The organism is Flavobacterium glycogeni (assembly GCF_048286775.1).
Taxonomy (GTDB): domain Bacteria; phylum Bacteroidota; class Bacteroidia; order Flavobacteriales; family Flavobacteriaceae; genus Flavobacterium.
Window position 1 is genome coordinate 159911 of sequence record NZ_JBLVPV010000008.1, and the last position, 22833, is coordinate 182743.

The following is a 22833-nucleotide window of genomic DNA, read 5'->3' on the forward strand; positions in this document are numbered from 1 at the left end:
CACTAATTCACTAAATTTACAGTACCAAATTACCAATAATATTATGGATGATAATTTTTCACCAAGAGTAAAAGACGTCATTACCTATAGCAAAGAAGAAGCTTTGCGATTGGGTCATGACTTTATAGGAACTGAGCACTTAATGCTGGGTATCTTAAGAGACGGTAATGGGAAAGCAATTCAAATATTGAACAACCTATCTGTCGATTTAGATCATTTACGCAGAAAAGTAGAGATTCTAAGCCCTGCAAGCCCTAGTGTAGAAGTTAATGTCGAAAAGAAAAACCTACACCTGACACGCCAGGCAGAACGAGCGCTTAAAACCACTTTTCTGGAAGCAAAAGTATTTCAAAGTTCGTCTATCAGCACAGCGCATTTATTGTTGTGTATTTTAAGAAATGAAAACGATCCAACAACCAAGCTATTGAATAAATTGAAAATTGATTATGATGTAGCTAAAGAACAATATCTAAACATGACTCCAAACGAAGAAGATTTTATAGAAAATTTGCCACGAAACGAATCGTACAATGACGATTCAGGACAAGATGACAGTCTAAAAGAAGGAACTTTCAACAATCCCGCCAATAAATCCAATAAAAAATCTAAAACACCTGTTTTGGATAATTTTGGAAGGGATTTAACTGAAATGGCCGAAGAAGGAAAACTAGATCCTGTTGTGGGACGCGAGAAAGAAATTGAACGCGTTTCTCAAATTTTGAGCCGTCGTAAAAAAAACAATCCTTTACTTATAGGAGAACCGGGAGTTGGAAAATCAGCTATTGCCGAAGGTTTAGCGTTGCGAATTATTCAGAAAAAAGTATCTCGTACTTTATTCAATAAGCGTGTCGTTACCTTGGATTTAGCCAGTCTTGTTGCAGGTACAAAATACCGAGGACAGTTTGAAGAGCGCATGAAAGCGGTGATGAACGAACTGGAAAAAAATGATGATATCATTCTTTTTATAGATGAAATCCATACCATTGTTGGTGCTGGTGGCGCAACAGGTTCACTGGATGCTTCTAACATGTTCAAACCTGCATTGGCTCGTGGAGAGATTCAATGTATTGGTGCCACAACATTAGACGAATACAGACAATACATAGAAAAAGACGGAGCATTAGAAAGACGTTTTCAAAAAATAATCGTGGAACCAACTTCTGTTGCGGAAACAATTACCATTTTGAATAACATCAAAAACAAATACGAAGACCATCACAATGTTACGTATACACAAGAAGCAATCGAAGCATGTGTAAAATTAACAGACAGATACATGTCGGAACGTTTCTTGCCGGACAAGGCGATTGACGCATTAGACGAAGCGGGTTCAAGAGTTCACATTACCAATATTGAAGTTCCAAAACAAATTTTGGATTTAGAACAACAATTAGAAGATGTTCGAGAACTGAAGAATGTTGTTGTGAAAAAACAAAAATATGAAGAGGCAGCTAAACTTCGTGACGACGAAAAACGCATTGAAAAAGACTTAGCTATTGCCCAGGAACAATGGGAAGAAGACGCTAAAAGCAACCGAATTGAAGTTACTGAAGACAACGTTGCCGATGTCGTTTCTATGATGAGCGGAATACCCGTAAATCGTATTGCACAGACTGAAAGTAATAAACTAGCTAAACTACCTGAACTTATTGAAGGTAAAGTAATTGGACAAAGAGAAGCAGTAATGAAAATTGCTCGTTCTATCCAAAGAAATCGTGCCGGATTAAAAGATCCGAATCGTCCAATTGGTTCTTTTATTTTCTTAGGACAAACTGGTGTTGGTAAAACACAATTAGCTAAAGTATTGGCTAAAGAATTATTCGATTCTGAAGATGCATTGATTCGTATCGACATGAGTGAGTACATGGAAAAATTTGCAATCTCTCGTTTAGTTGGAGCGCCTCCGGGATACGTAGGATATGAAGAAGGAGGACAATTAACCGAGAAAGTCAGAAGAAAACCATACTGCGTTGTCTTATTGGATGAAATAGAAAAAGCGCATCCTGATGTTTTCAATATGTTATTGCAAGTTTTGGATGACGGCTATTTAACAGATAGTTTAGGCCGAAAAATTGATTTCAAGAACACTATAATTATCATGACTTCGAATGTTGGAGCCAGACAATTGAAAGATTTTGGACAAGGTGTTGGTTTTGGAACTGCTGCCAAAGTGGCTCAGGCCGATGATAATTCGAAAAGCATCATTGAAAACGCATTGAAAAAAACTTTTGCTCCTGAATTCCTTAATAGAATTGACGATGTAATTGTATTCAATGCTTTAGAAAAACATGATATTGATTTGATTATCGAAATCGAATTGAAAAAATTATTCGCTCGTGTTGCTGAATTAGGCTACCAATTGAATCTTTCTGACAAAGCAAAAGCTTTTATTGCTGAGAAAGGTTTCGATAGACAATTTGGCGCCAGACCATTAAAAAGAGCCATTCAAAAATATGTTGAAGATGCTCTTGCCGAAGAGATTATCACTTCCAAAATTACTTCCGGAGATGAGATTTTTATGGATATTGAAGAAGGTTCACAAGAATTAACTGTGCAGATTCATAAAGCTGGGGAACCAACAAATCCTTAAATTTATAACCAATTATAGTAAAATAAACCCGTTACGTTTTTATAACATAACGGGTTTATTCTTTACAGTAAACACACTTTTTTTGAAAACAAATATTTACATTTGATTTTTATAAAAAAGGTTAATTAAAATTAATTTATGTCAGATAACAAAGTTATTTTAGGTAGTGAAGAATGGTGTTCCTTTCCAGAGTTAGGAATTCCTACTATTAAAGCCCGAGTGGATTCAGGTGCAAAAACATCAGCTTTACATGCTATAAACATTGCTCCATTTATTAAAAATGAAAGCAACTGGGTAAAATTTGACATCAACCCGATTCAAAATAATCTAAAAACGGTGATTCATTGTGAAGCACCTTTGGTAGACAAACGCATCGTAAAAAGTTCCAGCGGATTTAGAGAACAACGCTATGTTATTCAAACAAATCTACAAATAGGAAGTTCAAAATGGCCTATTGAAATGACGTTGACTAACAGAGATTCCATGGGTTTCAGAATGCTTTTAGGCCGTGAAGCTATGAGCGGAAGAGTTCTTGTTGATCCGGAACAAAAATATCTTTTAGGTCAGCCTACTTCAGATACTTTAAAAGAATTATATAAAAACTCTGAGAAAGCGAGTTCAGGTTTACGCATTGGGCTTTTGGCAAGTAATCCTGAATTGTACAGCAACAAACGTATTATGGAAGCGGGCGAAATGCGGGGTCACGAAATGCATTTTCTGAACATCAAGGAATGTTATATGAAACTGGATGCAAAAACGCCAGAAATTCATTATCGTGGTGGTAAAATATTAAATCAATTTGATGCTATTATCCCTCGAATCCGCCCTAGTATTACCTTTTATGGTTGTGCTTTAACGCGCCAGTTTGAAGCTTTGGATGTTTTCTGTCTGAACTCATCCACTTCAATTACGCAATCCCGTGATAAATTATATTCCCTGCAATTACTATTGCATAGCGGAATCGACATCCCGACAACAGGATTTGCCAATTCACCTTTAGACACCGATGATTTGATAAAAATGGTTGGCGGTTCTCCTCTAATCGTAAAATTACTCGAAGGAACACAAGGAAAAGGGGTCGTATTAGCCGAAACAAAAAAAGCCGCCGAGAGTGTTATTAATGCATTCAAAAGCTTAAATGTCAACATATTAGTTCAAGAATTCATCAAAGAAGCCAACGGAAAAGACATTCGTTGTTTTGTGATTGACGGAAAAGTAGTTGCAGCCATTCAGCGTGAAGCTATGCCGGGAGAATTTAGGGCCAACATTCATCTTGGAGGAACTGCATCGGTTATAAAAGTTACTGCAGAAGAAAAGAAAATCGCTATAAAAGCAACGAAAGCAATGGACCTGAAAGTGGCAGGAGTTGACATCATTCGTTCTTCAAAAGGGCCTTTATTATTGGAAGTAAATTCATCACCAGGACTGGAAGGAATTGAAGGAGCTACCAATAAAGACATAGCTGGCGAAATGATAAAAGCGATTGAGAAGAATTTTAAATTGAAATAAAAAGTTATAAGTTATGGGTTAAGAGTTTTATCAAAACCTACAACATATAACCTATAACTTACCCGCTGGGTGTAATTAGTTTTTAATTTTAATTTTCGTCAGTTCGAGTGATTTTCGTGAGAAAATCGTATCAAGAACAAGAAAATTTTGAATTAAAAACGGTTCTCGATACATTTTTTGTTCCGTTTTAATCCACAAAAAACACTCGAACTGACGTTTTGAATAATTACACCCAACAGGTTATAACTTATAACAAAATAGATGAATACATATCTAGAAATCATTATTCGAAGTGCTGCCGTATATTTTTTTATGGTTATTGCATTGCGTCTTTTTGGTAAAAAAGAATTATCTCAACTGAACACCGCCGACGTGATATTGATATTACTGATAAGCAACTCCGTTCAGAATGCTATGGTTGGCAATAACACGAGTCTTTATGGCGGAATAGCGGCAGCAACTGTATTGTTTACCATCAATTTTATTTTAAAGAAATTGATGTACAAATACAAGAAATTTGGAGATTTTATGCAGGAAAAACCCGAAATTCTAATCCATAACGGGAATCTGGATTTTAAAGCATTAAGCAAATTAAATATTTCTTCTGATGAATTGAAAGAGGCCATGCGCGAACATGGAATTGAATATTTTAAAGATGTAAAATTGGCGATGCTAGAAATAGATGGAAATATCAGTATTATATCCGGTGAAAATAATCTTCGCCAAACCCATTACAAACGCAAACGCATTCATAAAAATTTGGGTGGAATAAATTAGCATGAACCAACTCAAAAGATATTTGAAGGAGTTTAAAAATAAACGAATTGCGTCACTATAATCCTGAATAATTATGCTCGATTCATTCAAAACATACTTTCAATCCAAAACTAATTTAACGGACGACCAGTTTCTTTCGATTACAGATATGTTGCAATCCAAAAAAGTAGAAAAAGGCACTGTCCTACTCCATCAAGGCGATATTTGTCATCATTCTTTTTTTGTATCCAAAGGATTGTTGCGTTCGTATACCATAGACGAAACCGGAAAAGAACACATCATTCAATTTGCGGCTGAAAATTGGATCATTTCAGATAGAAGCAGTTCTTATTTCAATGAGCCTTCTGAATTGTTTATTGATGCCATTGAAGAAACCGAAATTGTTTTTATCGACAAAAACTTCATAAATGCCGCAGCTGAAATCAGTATTTCCTTTCGACAACAAGACAATATTGCTTTACACAATCACATTCGACAACTTCAAAAACGAGTCAATCTTTTATTGGGAGCAACAGCTGAACAACGGTATTTGGATTTCATAACCATTTACCCAAGCCTTACTTTACGAATTCCACAATGGATGATTGCTTCCTATTTAGGCATTACGCCTGAAACCCTAAGCAGGGTTCGCAAGGAATTAGCCAAAAGGAATTTTAAACGGTATTAACCTCAGTTAGATTATCAATTTTTAACCACAATAGATATATAGAAAAAAAGAGATGTATAGAAAAAATATTTTTTAAAACGTAGTTATACTATCTGAAATAGAGCAACGCGACTTTTTTAAAATGCAAAATTCTATGTTTCTATGTGGTTTAGAAAAAATCATTTAGAATGTGTTTTACATTTTGATATTAATCAAGTCCAGGTTATTAATTCATCGCCCATACATTTCTTATCCTACATCAATGCATCTGGTTTTAATCCATAGTAAATTTGTACTATAATTTAAATAACACATAGCAATGAAAACAAAAAATATTGAATTAGTATTGGCTCCACCTCCACCACACATGGTTGGTGACGGATTTAGAGTCCACAATTTTATCCCGAGTGGGTATCATTTAGACATGAAAAGAATGAGTCCATTTATTATGATGGATTATAATTCTAAATTTTATTTTCCGCCAACGGACCAACCCAGAGGCGTAAGTGTCCATCCACATAGAGGTTTTGAAACCGTTACGATTGCCTATAAGGGAAAAGTAGCGCATCACGACAGTTCGGGAAACAGTGGTATCATTGGTGAAGGAGATGTGCAATGGATGACTGCAGCTTCGGGAATTTTACACAAAGAATACCATGAAGAAGAGTTCAGCAAAAATGGCGGTGATTTTCAAATGGTACAGCTTTGGGTCAATCTTCCGGCAAAAGACAAAATGTCAACACCAAAATACCAAGGGATTACAAACGACCAAATCAATAAATTTGAGCTTCCTGTAAATGGTGGTGTAATTGAAGTTATAGCTGGAGAATACGAAAATTTGAAAGGTTCTGCTTCTACATTCACACCTGTTCATTTACAAAATGCCAAATTGAATAAAGGAGCAAAAGCATCTTTCCATTTCCCTGCAAATTACAACACTGGTTTATTGGTAATTGAAGGAAGCATAAAAGTTAATGACAGTGAAAATGTTCCTGCAGACCATTTTGCATTATTTGAAAATGAAGGAGAAGAATTTACAATTGAAGCAACTGAAAATGCAATCGTTTTGATTTTAAGTGGAGAACCTATTAATGAACCAATTGCATCTCATGGTCCGTTTGTAATGAATACCCAAGCCGAAATCATACAGGCATTCAATGATGTGAATATGGGAAAATTCGGTTATTTGGAAGAATAATTTCCTTATTTTTATATTTTAAAACACCTAAAAATGTCAAATATCAAACTGATAATAGAAGAACGCCCGAGCAATATTGGTAACTTTATGGTTGGGCGATTGCTTCCCTTTCAAGAAAAAAGAATGGTTGGACCATTTGCATTCATCGATCATATGGGACCAACCTGTATGAGTGATTACGAAAATTTAGATGTTCCGCCACATCCGCACATTGGACTTTCAACTTTGACGTATTTGTTTGAAGGAAGCATTATGCACAAAGACAGTTTGGGAACTGAAATGGAAATCAAACCCGGGAAAATCAATTGGATGACTGCAGGAAAAGGCATCGTACATTCTGAACGAACACCCGAGTATTTGCGTAGTTCTGATAAAATGCTACACGGACTTCAAATTTGGGTAGCATTACCGAAGGAATTGGAAGAAATGGAACCTTCTTTTTTCCATGTTCCTGAAAATCAAATTCCAGAGTGGAAAACGGATAACATTGCTTTTAAACTTATAGCCGGTGAAGTACTTGGCAAAAAATCACCTGTTCCAGTTTACAGTCCGCTGTATCTTTTAGAACTGAAAAGTACTACGCAACAAACAGTAACTATAGGCGAGCATTTATTTGGCGAAAGTGCTTTATACATTTTAGAAGGTAGTATTGAAAGTGAAGGAAATGTTTTTGGTCCAAAGCAAATTCTGATTGCCAAAGACAGTAAACTCTGCACCTTTGATATGGCAGAAAACACCACCATTTATATTTTTGGAGGAGAACCTTTTCCCGAAGAACGAATTATCTATTGGAATTTTGTAGCATCAACCAAAGAACTGATAGAAAAAGCAAAAGAAAAATGGCTGGCACAAACGTTTGATAAAGTTCCCGGTGAAACCGAATTTGTTCCACTTCCAGAGCAAAATAAAAAATACAAATAATGGGTAAAATAACAGCACATATTGGTACCGAACTTTATAAAACAGAAGTACAATCAGAAACAAATTTTATTATTTCTGATGAACCCGAAAGTAATGGAGGAAAGGATTTAGGCTTTGCGCCAAAGGAATTACTGGCTTCCTCTTTGGCAGCTTGCACGAGCATCACTTTGCGCATGTATGCGAACCGAAAAGGTTGGAATTTAACCGATGTAAAAGTTGAAGTCACTTTTGATACTGATTCAGTGGAAAACAAATTCAAAATAATTAGTAACATTCAATTATTCGGAGATTTAGACCATGATCAAAAAGCCCGATTATTAAACATTGCCGATAAATGTCCGATACACAAAATTTTAACAAACCCAATCGAAATAACAACAGTATTAAATTAGAAACTTATGATAATTGAACAAATAAACGAAACCAAAAACGGCTACTTTAGAGCCGCTGATAACGACATCGAAGCTGGAAGAATGACATATACCTGGGCAGGAACTGATAAATTTATTATTGACCATACCGAAGTAAATCCTGATTTTGCAGGGCAAAGTGTGGGCAAAAAATTGGTAATGGAAGCGGTACACTATGCACGGGCAAATAATCTCAAAATTTTACCATTATGTCCTTTTGCTAAAAGTGTATTTGACAGAACTAAAGAAATACAAGATCTATTGTTTTAAAAAAATTAATTTTTAGAGCATAAAAAAACCATTCTCAGTGAGAATGGTTTTTTTATGATTGTTATTTTAGCATTAAATAAAAATACTAAAGATATAGTAAATTACTGCAGCCAGAATTGCCGAAATTGGAATCGTTAAAACCCAAGCCCATAATAAGCTAACGGTCATTCCCCATCGTACGGCTGAAACTCTTTTAGTAAGTCCTACTCCAATGATAGATCCAGTAATAGTATGCGTTGTACTTACAGGCACTTTAAAATGTTCTGTAAAATATAATGTCAATGCTCCGGCAGTTTCTGCGGCAACACCTTCAAAAGAAGTCACTTTTGTAATTTTTGACCCCATTGTTTTCACAATTTTCCATCCTCCGCTTAAGGTTCCTGCCGCAATTGCAGAATAACAAGCTAAAGGAATCCATCCTGGCATTTTAAAGGCACCTTCATCATTTGGCAGCACTACATCTAACCAAGCTGGTAATGTTTCTTGTGCTACTCCACTAGTGTGAATATAAACAGCAACAGCAGCAGCAATAATACCCATCACTTTTTGGGAATCATTCCCACCATGTCCTAAACTAAAGGCTGCAGAAGATAGCAATTGCATTTTTTTCAACCATGCAGTAGCCTGATGTAAATTTAAACTACTAAATATTAAACAGAAAGTACTTATTGTCAAGACTATAAAAGCTACCAAAAACCATTTGATATTATGTGCTTCAAAAGCGACACTCCAAAAATGAGAATCGAAACGAGGTTTTTCAATTTGATCGTAATAAACCATTTGGCTTTCTACAAACCAAATTGTCAAAACCATTAAAGAACTTGTAAAAATCTTTGGATAAATGCTCTTTTTAGAGGCATTAAGAAGCCATATCGATATCAAGTAAGAGATTAAAGCTCCTAACAATGGTGCCAGTATAATAAAAGCAACAATGATTAAAACTCCTGAAGGCATACCGCCATCTTTTCCTGCTTTGTACCAAGAAACTACACCAAAACCTGCATGAGCTATCGCTGCTCCGGCAAAACCACCAATTAAGGTATGTGATGAACTCGAAGGAATTCCTTGCCACCAAGTAAATAAATTCCAAATGATAGCCGCTAATACACCTGCCAGGATTACAACTAAGTTGATATCCATGGTATTGGCCGTTTTCGCAACAGTATCTGCTACACCAAAACCAAAAACCCAATACGCTAAAAAGTTAAAAAAAGCCGCCCAAACTACCGCCTGAAAAGGGCTTAGTACTTTTGTGGCAACAACGGTTGCTATAGCATTGGCAGCATCATGAAAACCATTGATGTAATCAAAAATTAAAGCCAAGACTATAATAACTATAAGTAGAGTAAATTCCATAATTATAATTTCAGAATAAAACCGATTGAATTAAGAATGTTTTACAGAAATTGATTCTAAAACACTAGCTACACTTTTACATTTATCCGCTGCAGTTTCTAAAACTGACAACACTTCTTTGTACTTGATAATGTTTTTTGCATCGGTTTCATTTTCAAACAAATCAAGAACTGCTTTATCATAAACATTGTCTGATTTATTTTCTAACTTGTTGATTCTCACACAAGCGTCCGTAATATTCTTGATTTTCTTGAAACTTCTCAATTCTCTTACCGCAACATCAATATTTTGACACGCTTCAAGATTAATTTCCGTCAGTTTTCTAATGGATTTTGTAATTTTATCCACTTGATACAACTTCATTCTACTGGCAGCACCATGAAGATTATCAGCAACATTATCAATAGAAGTTATTAATGAGTGTATGTCTTCTCTATCGAATGGAGTAATAAAATTTCTGCTCAACTCAAGATTAGTTTGACGCGTTATGTCTTCACCTTTTTGCTCTAATGCGTCTATTTTTTGAAAAAGAGCTTCACGTTCCTTCAAAGGAAGATTTACTGCTTCGTGCAAATTTGTAGCAATTTCAATTAAATTACTTGATGCTTCTTCAAAAAGAGGAAAGAACTTTTTATCTTTAGGAACCAAAAATTGGAAAAAATTATTTATATTCATTTCATTAAAATTTTAGTTCGGCAAAATTACTTCATTATTTAAAGTTAATGTTAAGCTAATGTTAACAAATCATCTTCGATTTGAAAACTATTTAAAAAAGAAACCGTTTTTTCAATATCATAGTGTAAAATTCTGTCTTCTTTTATCAAAGGAACTTCCTCACGATACGCACTTAAAAACATTTCTATAAAATCACTGGATAGTAATGGACGTCTGTATTCAATAGCTTGTGAAGCATTCATCAGTTCGATAGCTAAAATTCGTTCTAAATTATCCAAAACCCGTAAAGCCTTCGTAGCTGCATTCGCCCCCATACTTACGTGATCCTCTTGCCCGTTACTAGAAACAATACTGTCTATACTGGCAGGAGTTGCCAATTGTTTATTTTGACTGGCAATACTTGCCGCTGTGTATTGCGGAATCATCAAGCCGGAATTCAACCCCGGATTATCTACTAAAAATGCAGGAAGATTTCGCAAACCTGAAATCAATTGATACGTTCTACGTTCTGATATACTTCCTAATTCTGCCAAAGCGATTGCCATGAAATCCAATGCTAATGCCAGTGGTTGTCCATGAAAATTACCTCCAGAAATAATTTGGTCACTTTCGATGAATATATTAGGATTATCTGTCACCGAATTAATCTCTGTTTTGAAAACTTTTTTCACATAATCAAAAGCATCTTTTGATGCACCGTGAACTTGTGGTATACATCTAAATGAATATGGATCTTGAACATGTGCTTTTGCTTGTTCGATAATTTCGCTTCCTTCCAGAAAACCTTTTACACGATTTGCTGTTACAATTTGTCCTTTGTGAGGTCTAATAAAATGTATTAATTCATTAAAAGGTTCTATTCTACCATCAAATCCTTCTAATGAAATAGTTCCTATCAAATCTGCCAAATACGAAAATTTGCTGACTTTCATCAAAATATGCGCACCATACGCACTCATGAATTGGGTTCCATTTAATAAAGCCAATCCTTCTTTGGATTGCAATACGATTGGTTTCCAATTAAAATGTTTTAAAACTTCACTTGAATGCACTTTCTTACCTTCAAAATAAACATCGCCTTCACCCAATAATGGTAAAGATAAATGGGCTAAAGGAGCTAAATCTCCTGAAGCTCCAAGTGAACCTTGCGTATAAATTACCGGCAGAATATCATTATTGTAAAAATCAACCAATCGCTCCACTGTCTGCAACTGAATTCCGGAATGACCGTAGCTCAACGATTGAATTTTAAGCAACAACATCAGTTTAACAATCTCACTTGGCACTTCTTCACCGGTACCACAAGAATGTGATTTTACTAAATTTTCCTGAAGTTTTGATAAATTATCATTTGCTATTTTGACATTACAAAGCGATCCAAAACCAGTATTTATTCCATAAATAGGTTCCGAATGAGAAGCCATTTTTTGGTCTAAATAATCCCTGCATTTTTGGATGTTTACTTTAGCTTCTTCAGACAAAGCCAATGATTTATGATGCGAAATAATTTCTTCTAACGTTTCAAAACTGAGTAACTGAGTACTTATATAGTGTGTATTGTCCATTTTTATTTTATAATTAAAGGGTAAAATTCAATAAATCTATATTAATAAACAACATTTATTGATGATAATTTAAGATTCAAACTAAAAAACAACCTGACATTATATTTTATGCATAAAACTTTACAAATCAAATTAACTAAAAGATACCCTATAAAGCTTTAATTATTAAGGAGTGACGACACTAAATTTCAGTAATGCTTCATAAAACAAGTCAAAATAGCGAAGCTAATTATTTGCATAAAGTTATAAAATGAAATACTAACCCTTTAGGTTTTTCAATATAAATACGAATAGTTTCAACATAAGCTCCTAAAATTAAGCAATATTCAATAATCCTCTAATTGGAATTGAAAAATTAAAATATTCGCAAAAAATACAATTAAAGGCTTCCCTTTTTATAAAAAACTGTACTTTTGAGAAATCAAATGACAAACAACAGAACAACATATCACTCTTCGATAACAACTCAACTTTGGGTTGCTTCTTCTGTTACATTTACTACAACAACTACTACCCCTTAGGGGTATACATTTTACATATAATCCAATTGTTATATTTTTTTTCTAAAGAAAGAAAGTACTTGGATATACAATAAACATTTGCATTTTTAAAATAAAACAAACAAAAATGAAAGTATTAAAATTTGGTGGAACTTCGGTTGCCAATGCACAAAATATAAAACTGGTTTTAGATATCGTCATCAATAAAGCAAAAGAAGAAAAATTAATCGTTGTGGTTTCTGCTTTTAGCAAAGTCACTGATTTGCTTCAACTTGCTTCCCAAAAAGCCGCTTCTGGAGATGAAAGTTTTAAAGAAATTCTTGCCGATTTAGAGAAAAAACATTTAGACGCCTTAAAAGAACTTATCCCCGTAAGTGAACAAAGCAGCCTGTTAAGCCATATAAAAAGAATTATCAATCATCTTGAAACGCTGTTAGACGGTTGTTTTCTTTTAGGGGAATTATCTCCTAGAACCTCGGATACCATTTTAAGTTTTGGTGAATTATTGTCTTCTTATATTATCGCTGAAGCATTAAAACAAAATCTAAAAAATAGTGCTTATAAAGACAGCCGCGAATTGATAAAAACAAATAATCATTTTGGAAAAGCGGTAGTTAATTTTGAAATTTCTAATCAATTAATTGCTGATTTTTTTGCTTCGAATGAGAATCAAGTCGTTGTAATGCCTGGATTTATTGCCGCATCGCTGGACGGAATCAATACCACTTTAGGTCGTGGTGGTTCAGATTATACTGCCGCCATTCTCGCCGGAGCACTGAATACAACTGACTTAGAAATCTGGACTGATGTCAACGGAATGTATACTGCCAATCCAAAAATCGTAAAACAAGCACAACCTATTGCATTCATTTCCTATCAGGAAGCGATGGAGTTGTCTCATTTTGGTGCCAAAGTTTTATACCCGCCAACCATTCAACCGGTGTTGAAAAAGAACATTCCAATTCTTATCAAAAATACGTTCGAACCGGAAGCCGAAGGAACTTATATTTCAAATCAAGAAATGGATCACACTAATCCTGTAAAAGGAATTAGCCATATCGACAATATTACTTTGATTACGCTTGAAGGGTCCGGAATGATTGGTATTGCAGGTTCATCCAAAAGGCTTTTTGAAGTATTATCACATGAAAATATCAATGTGATTTTTATTACTCAAGCCTCATCGGAACATTCAATCTGTATCGGAATTCTAAACTCAGATGCTGATGTTGCTGAAGATGCCATCAACAGCGCTTTTGAAGTGGAAATTTTACAAAACAAAATCGATCCTTGTATTGTTGAAAAAAACCTGTGCATCATTGCTTTGGTTGGCGAAAACATGAAAAATCACCAAGGTTTAAGCGGCCGAATGTTTAGCACTTTGGGTAAAAATAACGTGAACATCCGAGCGATTGCGCAAGGTGCTTCCGAAAGAAACATTTCGGCAGTAATCAACGAAAGAGATGTGAAAAAAGCACTGAATTCACTGCATGAAAACTTTTTCGAAGAAAACACCAAACAGTTAAACCTATTTGTAATGGGCGTTGGGAATGTGGGGGAGAAATTCATCGAACAAATTTACCAGCAAAATAAATTCCTGAAAGACAATCTGAAAATAAATGTAAGGGTTATTGCGCTGTCTAATTCCAGAAAAATGCATTTTGACGAGGACGGAATCTCCTTAAAAAATTGGCAATCAATTTTAGAAAACGGCCAAGCAGCGGACAAAGAAAAGTTCCTTTATAATGTAAAAGAGCTTAATTTACGCAACAGTATTTTTGTTGATATTACTGCAAATGAAAGTGTATCTAAAACCTACGAACAGTATTTAAAACGCAATATTGCTGTAGTGACTTGCAACAAAATTGCTTGTGCATCAGAATACGACAATTATAAAAATCTAAAGAAATTGTCCAGAAAATTCAATGCCCCCTTCCTTTTTGAAACCAATGTCGGAGCTGGTTTACCCATCATCGATACCGTAAAAAATCTGATTGCATCTGGCGATAAGGTGAATAAAATTCAGGCGGTTTTATCGGGAAGTTTGAACTTTATTTTTAATAATTTTAATGAAAATAACGCTTTTCATGATGTCGTTAAAGAAGCTGGTGTACAAGGATTTACAGAACCGGACCCAAAGATTGATTTGAGCGGAATTGACGTAGCCAGAAAGATATTAATCCTGATACGAGAAAGCGGTTATAAAATGGAAATCGACGAAATCACAAACGAGTCTTTCATGCCTGCGGAATGTCTGGATACAACAAATAACGAAGCCTTTTTTAACTCTTTAATAGAGCATGCCGCTCATTTTGAAACTATTCATAAAGAAGCGTTGAGCAAAGATTCCAGATTGAAATATGTTGCGCAATTCGAAAACGGAAAAGCAAATGTTGGGTTGCGTTTTATCCCGAAAGACCATCCTTTTTACAATCTGGAAGGAAAAGATAATATCGTATTGTTTTTCACGGATCGTTATGTAGACCAACCTTTATTGATAAAAGGTGCCGGTGCCGGAGCTGCAGTTACGGCTTCAGGAATATTTGCTGATGTAATAAGAATTGGAAATATATAAATAAGTCGTAAAGTCGAATGTCGTAAAGTCTGAAAGTTAGCCACTTGATTTTATGTTCATTCCAAGACTTTACCACTTTAGGACTTTAGACTTTAAGACTACTATTATGAATGAAATAAAAATATTTTGCCCCGCTACAATCGCTAATCTTTCCTGTGGATTTGATGTCCTTGGCCTGTGTTTAGAAACTGCGGGTGACGAAATGATTATTCGAAAATCAGATACAAAAGGGATTCGCATCACTAAAATAGTGGGTGCCGACTTGCCTTTGGAAACCGAAAAAAATGTGGCAGGAGTCTCTGCTTTGGCGATGTTGGAAGCTATTGAAACGGATTTTGACCCGATAGCTATCGGGTTCGAAATCGAAATCTACAAACACATCAAAGCCGGAAGCGGAATCGGAAGCAGTGCCGCGAGTTCAGCCGGAGCCGTTTTTGGCATCAATGAATTATTGGGACGTCCATTTACGAGAAAAGAATTGGTTTTATTTGCCATGCAAGGCGAAAAACTAGCCAGTGGAAACGCTCATGCCGATAACGTTGCTCCTGCCCTTTTGGGTGGCTTTACGTTGGTGAGAAGTTCAAATCCGTTGGATATTATCAAAATAGAAAGCCCTTCCGAATTGTACGCCACTGTGGTTCATCCTCAAATTGAGTTGAAAACTTCGGATGCGCGTTCGGTATTGAAACAAACTGTTTCCTTAAAAAGTGCCATCACGCAATGGGGAAATGTGGGCGGATTGGTCGCTGGATTGTACACCAAAGATTATGACTTAATCGGTCGGTCGTTGCATGATGAAATCGTAGAACCGTTGCGCAGTGTCTTGATTCCGGGATTTGATTTAATCAAGCAAACGGCTTTAGAAAATGGAGCCTTAGGCTCTGGAATTTCGGGTTCCGGACCTTCTATTTTTGCTTTAAGTAAAGGGGAAGCAACCGCTAATAAAATAGCCAAAGCCATGAGTGCGGTTTATGAAGAAATGAATTTACCTTATGAAATTCATGTTTCTAAAGTAAATGATGAAGGGATAAAAATAATAGCCCCCTAACCCCCGAAGGGGAATAAAAGAATAAAAAAATAATGATTTTAAAAATAAAATAACATATTCTGAGTCCAGTTTCGTCTCCCTTCCCTTTGGGGAGGGTTGGGGTGGGGATTCTAAAATTAGTACACATAATGAAATATTATAGTTTAAACCATAACGCACCCAAAGTTTCTTTCCAAGAAGCCGTAATACAAGGATTAGCCACTGATAAAGGATTGTATTTTCCGGAGACCATTACCCCGTTAACCCCTGCTTTTTTTGATACTATCGAAAATTTAAGCCATGAAGAAATCGCTTTTGAAGCGATTAAACAATTTGTGGGTGACGAAATCCCCGCAGACACTTTAAAAAAAATCATTGCCGAAACCTTATGTTTTGATTTCCCTATGGTTGAAGTGGAAAAAGGCATTTATTCCCTTGAATTATTTCATGGCCCGACTATGGCTTTCAAAGATGTAGGCGCGCGATTCATGTCGCGTTGTTTGGGCTATTTCAATAAAGACAACAAAGACAGTAAAAACACGGTTCTTGTAGCTACTTCCGGTGATACTGGTGGTGCTGTAGCCAGCGGTTTTCTTGGCGTAAAAGGCGTTGAAGTGATTATTCTTTATCCGTCCGGAAAAGTGAGCGATATTCAGGAACGACAATTGACGACTTTAGGTCAGAATATTAAAGCGCTTGAAATAGACGGTGTTTTTGATGATTGTCAGGATATGGTGAAGAAAGCATTTTTGGATGATAGCTTGAAACATAAAAACCTGACTTCGGCGAATTCGATTAATATTGCGCGCTGGTTGCCACAAATGTTTTATTTCTTCTTTGCGTATAAAGCATTGAAGAAACAGAACAAACCGTTAGTGTTCTCTTGCCCAAGCGGGAATTTTGGAAATATTTGCGCAGGAATCATTGCCAAAAAAATGGGATTACCTGTTGAACATTTTGTAGCGGCTACGAATGTGAATGATACCGTGCCGAGATTTTTAGAAAATGGAATTTACGATCCAAAACCTTCTATAGCGACGATTTCGAATGCAATGGATGTGGGAAATCCAAGTAATTTTATCCGAATTCAGGAAATGTACCACAATGATTTGGAACAGTTCAAAAAAGATTTTTCTTCGTTTACTTTTTCTGATGCAGAAACTATTTCCGCCATGAAAACCATCTACAATACAGACGGTTACATTGCAGAACCTCACGGAGCAGTTGGTTATTTGGGTTTGAAAAAAGAATTACAAAATCACCCGAATGCGATTGGTATTTTCTTAGAAACCGCCCATCCGATTAAATTTTTGGATACGGTTGAACGAACATTAAACGTAAAACTACCAATTCCTGCACAAATTGAAAGTGTTTTAGGAAAGGAAAAAGTAAGCGTAAAAATTAAAACCTACGAGGAATTGAAAGTTTTTTTAGGATAAAAGTTCCTCTAAACAATTAAACCAAATCTATGGACTTAATGTCCATAGATTTGGTTTTAAGACTAAAAGTCTGCAAGGTTAAAATGGGAACAAAAAAATTAAACCGCAGATTCGCAAATTAAACACATCAAAGCTGAATAAATAATTCGCAAATTCGCGGTAAAATTTTTAGAAGCTAAAGCGAAATGTACTAAAGTGTATCTTTTTAAACTATAATTTGAGACCAATAAAAAACGACTAAGAATCCAATTTTAGTCGTTTTTTTTGTGTCTAAATAAATCCAGTTATAAAGTGGGTCCTAAACTTGTATTTTAGAACACTAAAAACAATTCTACCAGTTTTATATATCAATTTTAAATATATAATTATGAGTAATTTACAGGAAAACTAAGCGATAAATTCCGTCACAAAAAAATAAAATCCCAGATCTGAAAATATAGCTTGAATATGATTTAAATTATACCTACTTTTGCAAAAAAATTGAGTTGTCTGTATTCAGGTCTTGTACGAATACAAAAACAACCCGAACCCCATTAAGAAATACAACTAAGTATTTAAGAAGCTGTCTGAATCTTAACAAAGAAATCAACAGATTAGAAAATACTTCAAAAAAACTACCTGATAAAGTAGCTTCCCATATCAACATAATTTATTAAAAGAAGGAGAAAAAAGTTTATGACGGATCATAGCATGAATGATGTTAGTTTTGAAATTGAATTATTGGATAAGCATAAAGATTATAGGAATCAGTATAGGTCAAATGACTTGTATTGGGGAGTAGGAATCGAAAATGAATGTTATTTAGAGTTTGAAAATCATCGTGTGGTGGACAAACATTTTTTGCTGACTAAAGGGCTTCATGAAAAGTATAGTGTGAATCATTTTAAGAATTACAAAGAAAATATATACACGGATTCATTGCAAAAAATATTATCCGATAAAGACTATTATTTGCCGGTACTGATGAACTCCCATTCGTTTACAAAAACGGACATTAACAATCAGCATAAAACTTTTGACCCCATAGACAATGAACCAAATCCTGAATATTCAGGGGAAAGTATCTTTGAAATATTACAAAAAAACAATCCTTATTTTATAGACGAGCTTCAAAAAGAATTCATTTTTGACGGCGATACTATTGAATTTGTTACACAAAAATTTTACAAAACAGATATTGACTCGGTCATTACTGAGCTGGCAACAATAAAACAAGGTTTCATAAACAATTTGCAAAGTGCCTTTGATAAAGAGAAAATCTTTACGGAATACGGTCCCATAAAAATATGTTCTGAAAACCATCCCTTTGCCATATTTATTTCAAACGACACTAATTATTCTGTTTTTAATAACATGACCTATCATTTCAATTTAACCATTCCTACTGAGTTAAATAAGGACGGTGAAATTAAGGACAAATTAGATTTTATAAAAAAACACCAGAGAGCCATTCGCTTATTCCAATGGTTGAGTCCATTATTTATGGTGAAATTCGGTTCTTCTGATTATTTATCGCATAATGACAGCAGCGTCAATTTAACAAAAGCATCACAACGATGTGCCATGTCAAGATACATTGGGGTGGGCACTTATGACACCAATGTGATGAAAACCGGGAAAATTGTCCAGATGAATTTTGACGAACACCCCATGCATGAGAATCCGCTGTGGTGGGTGAACCGTTATTCTGAAATATCAGATTATGAAAAAATTGATAAAATTGGGCTTGACATCAATTTCCACAAGCACAAAAATCATGGCATTGAGTTTAGAATATTTGATTATTTCAACGAAAAACACTTACAGGAGGTTTTGAATTTTCTTGTTTTTATTATGGATCATGCCCTGTTAAACGAAATCGAAAATCCTATTTGCGATTTGGAATGGAATAACTTTGTCTACGAATCTATTATACACGGCAAAGAAACCTGTGTACCATCGAACCTTATCGTTCTTTTAGAAAACATATTGTCTATTACAATAGAATCGAATGATCCTTTACTCATCTACGATCAAATATACAGCAGTTTACATGCTACTTATTATGAAAATGGCTTTTGTAGTTCTTTACTAATTAAAAAATAAGCACGCATTACACATGCAATAGTGCCTTTTAAAAAGAACCAGTATATAATTACACTTCTTGCAGACACAAGCCTACAAGAAGTGTAATTGTTCACAAGACATTATCTAATCATGGTAATAAAAGATTGCGGAGGAATATCCTTTTTCCGGATCTTTATTGTTCCACCAATCTTCTCTGATTTCTGAAAAATAATTATAATTATCAGCCCCTGCTTGGGACTGCAAGGGGTAAATTACTTTGCCGTCTTTCCTATAGGCTTTATCAGTGTCCGTTTCCGGAACCACCACAACAATATGCCCTGATTTATTCAAGACAAATCTTTTGGCACAGATGATACCTACTCCACCATTGGCATTTACTTTCTTTTGAAGTTCATCAACATCACCGATTCTTTCCCATCCAAACTCATTCCCCGATTGTAAAAACCAATCATAGATATAGTTTGAATAAAAAGGCTTTACCGTATCATCAAAAACCAATGCTACTTCGTTCCCTTTCTCCAGTTGCTCGATTGCCCTATCAGTCCATCTCAGTCTGGGAATATAGACCTTGGCAAAAAAACAATAATCAAAAGAATAAATATTGCAATAGGTATCCGATGCATCTTTCTGATACCGGAAACTTTTTGAAACATCCAGCGCATTGATTATGTTGCGAATTGACGTCAGTTTAGACTCCAGACTCGTTAAATCCCTAAAAGGAATTGAAGGATCGCCAATAGGCTTGTACGTTTCCTCTTTACTGTCCAGACTTGCTTTCGCACCCGGTTCAAAATTAGGCACTTCAATATCAGTTATTTTTTCATTGGTTTCATCAACGAGCTCGATGTCTTTTGAAAACACAAAACCCTCTTTTTCAGTGTTTAAAAGTTTTACTTTCCACCAATCTGATGCTGTTTTCTCAATTAATTTAACGGTATGTCTAAAAGGTATTTGTATTAAAATTTTGGAATTATCATGCGTTGCCGGAAAATCTCTTAGATTTAATGACGGAGTTGCGACTCTATATTTCATACTAATCAGTAATTATAAATGATTCTACTGCCAAAATACTAAAAACAACCAAGAAAGCACCATAAGAAACCATTATTTTAAGAATTTTTTTTGAACAATTTCTAAAAACCAATAGTGCCAAACAGCAATAATGAGTATTATTTAACCTAAAGAAAAAGGGAGCGTGCAAGTTACGATTTAGAAGGAATTGAAATCTTTATTCGCATAGTATTTAAAGATTTATTCTAAAACACAAACCGACTGGAAAGTGATTATTAATCGTTTTTTTATGGAAATAATTCGATTCAATGTCAAATCGAGCGCAATCGAGATTCTTTTTATTCTAAATTAGTTTTCTGTAAGTAAAGTCATTAAGTTTGCTGAGCGTAAAAAACAAATTATAGCACAAATCCACCCAAATATGGGTGTATTTACGCTACTTTGTAGAGAATATATACAAGTAACCAATTACCACAATCGATAAAATGACAAACGAAAAACCCAAAAGCTTAGAGAAACTTGGATTATTAAATTTGATTGCGTTGATTTTATCAATTTATGTTTTAGGTGCATTAATTGTCGATTCTGTATATATTCTCCCTACAGAAACTTCTCTCTTATTAAATTATATTGACTATTCGATTTGCATATTTTTCTTTGTTGAATTTTGTATTCGTTTTAGCAAAGCAGAAAACAAATTAAAGTTCATGCGTTGGGGGTGGATTGATTTAATTTCGTGTATTCCAATGATTGAAGCTCTACGTCTAGGACGTTTGTTACGACTTATTCGATTATTACGAATTATAAGAGCATTCAAAACAACAAAAAATGTTGTTGATCATATTTTTGTAAATAAAGCTCAAGGTGCATTTACTTCCGTTTCCGTTATTGCAATATTATTGGTAATCTTTTCAGCAATCGGAATTTTACAAGTTGAAAACGACCCAAATAGTAATATTAAAACTGCTGAGGATGCAATTTGGTGGGCTTATGTTACAATTACAACTGTCGGTTACGGAGATAAATTTCCAGTTACAACCGAAGGTAGGATAATTGCAACTATTTTAATGACTGCAGGTGTTGGGCTATTTGGTACATTTACAGCTTTCGTTGCTTCTTGGTTTGTTATTGATAATAAACAAAATATAGAATCTGAAAAATAATTAAGTAGGTAGCTGGCAACAGTTATTTTGTTTGATTACTAGGTTTGGTTTGTACTTGAAAATTCTCTGAACTTTATAAAAGAATTGTGTGCTTGTACTCTTTTCTGCTAAATTTATGTAATCCCGCAAAACTTCAAGATGTTGTCCATAATACCCAAAAAAAGAATAATATAAACAAGAAATATAAATTATTTAAAATAACTATTATGAAAAAACTATTACTCCTTTTGGTGTATGTCCTATTTACTTCATGTGTTACAAATTATTATTTTGTGAATATTGAGGAAGACACACCAATTTATGAAAATACTAATGGTGGTAGCGAATCGATTATTGTAATTCCAAAAGGTAATAGTGCATTTATAGCTTCCGGTACAAAAAGACACAGAAAAGTCAAATGGAAAACATATAAAGGTTGGGCAATAAATCCTATATATAGTAGTCCAACAAATTCTAATTATTCTAGCAAGTCTAATTCATCAAGTACAAATTACAATAATCCTTCAACAAGAAGTTCTTCTGGTGGAACAGTCCACGTAAAAGGATATACAAGAAAAGATGGAACTTATGTTAGACCTCATACCAGGAGTGCTCCTAAAAGAAAACACTAACCCCGGCTAGCGCGCAATGTCATTAAGTTAAGCCAGACCGTCACTTCGAGGCATAATTTTTATTCTAAAAAAAGCAATATAAAATGACGTTAACTTTGTATATAATCTGAATTAGAATTAGGCAGTGTAGCAGTAAAACAATTAGTGTTAATTACCTGACTTCGAGTTTTGTTTCAAAGTATTATAGTAAGCAATATTGGTGAGTTCAATAATAATGAATTTCCCCCATGGTAGTAATATCTTTTCACATAATATACTTTGAGCCTATTTCTATTTCTTTAAAACTATAAGTGATGAGTAGTTTAGAAAAAATTATCAAGAATTGTGCTGGCATTGATATTGGAAGTGAAAAAGTATTTGTTGCCATCGAAGGAGAAGATGTAAGGAGTTTTAGAACTTTTACAAGAACTTACAAAGAGCTTGGTTTCTATATGCAAGAACATGGTATAACTCATGTCGCAATGGAGGCAACAGGGATTTATTGGATAACTCTATACGATATTTTGGAAGCCATGGGCTTTGA

At 34.7% G+C, this 22833-nt stretch carries 18 protein-coding genes and 1 pseudogene; 15 read left to right on the forward strand and 4 right to left on the reverse strand.

Annotation, left to right across the window (positions count from 1 at the left end; translation table 11 throughout):
• Positions 1-43: 43 nt before the first annotated feature.
• The 8 genes from ACNQGX_RS09010 to ACNQGX_RS09045 all read left to right on the forward strand — a co-directional run bounded on the left by ACNQGX_RS09010 (position 44) and on the right by ACNQGX_RS09045 (position 8321).
• Positions 44-2590 (forward strand): ATP-dependent Clp protease ATP-binding subunit, encoded by a 2547-nt coding sequence (locus ACNQGX_RS09010; RefSeq protein WP_417975566.1) that lies wholly within the window; start codon positions 44-46, stop codon positions 2588-2590.
• A gap of 138 nt (positions 2591-2728) precedes the next feature.
• Positions 2729-4099: a 30S ribosomal protein S6--L-glutamate ligase gene (gene rimK, locus ACNQGX_RS09015; protein ID WP_417975567.1), complete on the forward strand. Its 1371-nt coding sequence runs from the start codon at positions 2729-2731 to the stop codon at positions 4097-4099.
• A 261-nt stretch (positions 4100-4360) separates the two neighbouring features.
• On the forward strand, positions 4361-4876 hold the full coding sequence (locus ACNQGX_RS09020) for a DUF421 domain-containing protein (protein WP_417975568.1): 516 nt from the start codon (positions 4361-4363) through the stop codon (positions 4874-4876).
• Positions 4877-4946: 70 nt separating this feature from the next.
• Positions 4947-5543 (forward strand): Crp/Fnr family transcriptional regulator, encoded by a 597-nt coding sequence (locus ACNQGX_RS09025; RefSeq protein ID WP_417975582.1) that lies wholly within the window; start codon positions 4947-4949, stop codon positions 5541-5543.
• A gap of 298 nt (positions 5544-5841) precedes the next feature.
• Complete coding sequence (locus ACNQGX_RS09030; RefSeq protein WP_417975569.1) at positions 5842-6720, forward strand: pirin family protein; 879 nt, start codon at positions 5842-5844, stop codon at positions 6718-6720.
• 33 nt (positions 6721-6753) lie between these two features.
• The gene (locus tag ACNQGX_RS09035) at positions 6754-7641 is read left to right on the forward strand and encodes a pirin family protein (RefSeq protein WP_417975570.1); all 888 of its coding nucleotides are present in this window, start codon (positions 6754-6756) and stop codon (positions 7639-7641) included.
• Entirely contained in the window at positions 7641-8033 is a 393-nt protein-coding gene (locus tag ACNQGX_RS09040) for an OsmC family protein (protein WP_417975571.1), read from the forward strand. The genes ACNQGX_RS09035 and ACNQGX_RS09040 overlap by 1 nt, the downstream gene beginning before the upstream one ends.
• A gap of 6 nt (positions 8034-8039) precedes the next feature.
• A complete protein-coding gene (locus tag ACNQGX_RS09045) occupies positions 8040-8321 on the forward strand; it encodes a GNAT family N-acetyltransferase (RefSeq protein ID WP_417975572.1) in 282 nt (93 codons plus the stop codon).
• A 72-nt stretch (positions 8322-8393) separates the two neighbouring features.
• Here ACNQGX_RS09045 and ACNQGX_RS09050 read toward each other — a convergent pair whose 3' ends face one another.
• The 3 genes from ACNQGX_RS09050 to hutH are packed head-to-tail and all read right to left on the reverse strand — an operon-like array spanning position 8394 to position 11917.
• The gene (locus ACNQGX_RS09050) at positions 8394-9677 is read right to left on the reverse strand and encodes an inorganic phosphate transporter (protein WP_417975573.1); all 1284 of its coding nucleotides are present in this window, start codon (positions 9675-9677) and stop codon (positions 8394-8396) included.
• 30 nt (positions 9678-9707) lie between these two features.
• Positions 9708-10352, reverse strand: coding sequence for a DUF47 domain-containing protein (locus ACNQGX_RS09055; protein WP_131915845.1), 645 nt, complete (start codon positions 10350-10352; stop codon positions 9708-9710).
• Positions 10353-10402: 50 nt separating this feature from the next.
• Complete coding sequence (gene hutH / locus ACNQGX_RS09060) at positions 10403-11917, reverse strand: histidine ammonia-lyase (protein WP_417975574.1); 1515 nt, start codon at positions 11915-11917, stop codon at positions 10403-10405.
• A gap of 627 nt (positions 11918-12544) precedes the next feature.
• Between hutH and thrA the strand changes: the two genes are divergently transcribed.
• The 4 genes from thrA (at position 12545) to ACNQGX_RS09080 (ending at position 19543) form a co-directional block, all read left to right on the forward strand.
• On the forward strand, positions 12545-14992 hold the full coding sequence (gene thrA, locus ACNQGX_RS09065) for a bifunctional aspartate kinase/homoserine dehydrogenase I (protein WP_417975575.1): 2448 nt from the start codon (positions 12545-12547) through the stop codon (positions 14990-14992).
• A gap of 106 nt (positions 14993-15098) precedes the next feature.
• Complete coding sequence (locus ACNQGX_RS09070; RefSeq protein WP_417975576.1) at positions 15099-16040, forward strand: homoserine kinase; 942 nt, start codon at positions 15099-15101, stop codon at positions 16038-16040.
• 128 nt (positions 16041-16168) lie between these two features.
• Complete coding sequence (gene thrC, locus ACNQGX_RS09075) at positions 16169-17458, forward strand: threonine synthase (protein ID WP_417975577.1); 1290 nt, start codon at positions 16169-16171, stop codon at positions 17456-17458.
• Between the two features lie 675 nt (positions 17459-18133).
• Entirely contained in the window at positions 18134-19543 is a 1410-nt protein-coding gene (locus ACNQGX_RS09080; RefSeq protein ID WP_417975578.1) for a hypothetical protein, read from the forward strand.
• Positions 19544-19648: 105 nt separating this feature from the next.
• Here ACNQGX_RS09080 and ACNQGX_RS09085 read toward each other — a convergent pair whose 3' ends face one another.
• Complete coding sequence (locus tag ACNQGX_RS09085; protein ID WP_131915839.1) at positions 19649-20557, reverse strand: SH3 domain-containing protein; 909 nt, start codon at positions 20555-20557, stop codon at positions 19649-19651.
• A gap of 464 nt (positions 20558-21021) precedes the next feature.
• Between ACNQGX_RS09085 and ACNQGX_RS09090 the strand changes: the two genes are divergently transcribed.
• The 3 genes and pseudogenes from ACNQGX_RS09090 to ACNQGX_RS09100 form a co-directional block, all read left to right on the forward strand.
• Entirely contained in the window at positions 21022-21699 is a 678-nt protein-coding gene (locus ACNQGX_RS09090) for a potassium channel family protein (protein ID WP_417975579.1), read from the forward strand.
• A 206-nt stretch (positions 21700-21905) separates the two neighbouring features.
• On the forward strand, positions 21906-22310 hold the full coding sequence (locus tag ACNQGX_RS09095) for a hypothetical protein (RefSeq protein WP_417975580.1): 405 nt from the start codon (positions 21906-21908) through the stop codon (positions 22308-22310).
• Between the two features lie 293 nt (positions 22311-22603).
• Positions 22604-22833, forward strand: a pseudogene (locus ACNQGX_RS09100) (IS110 family transposase); the annotation flags it as partial.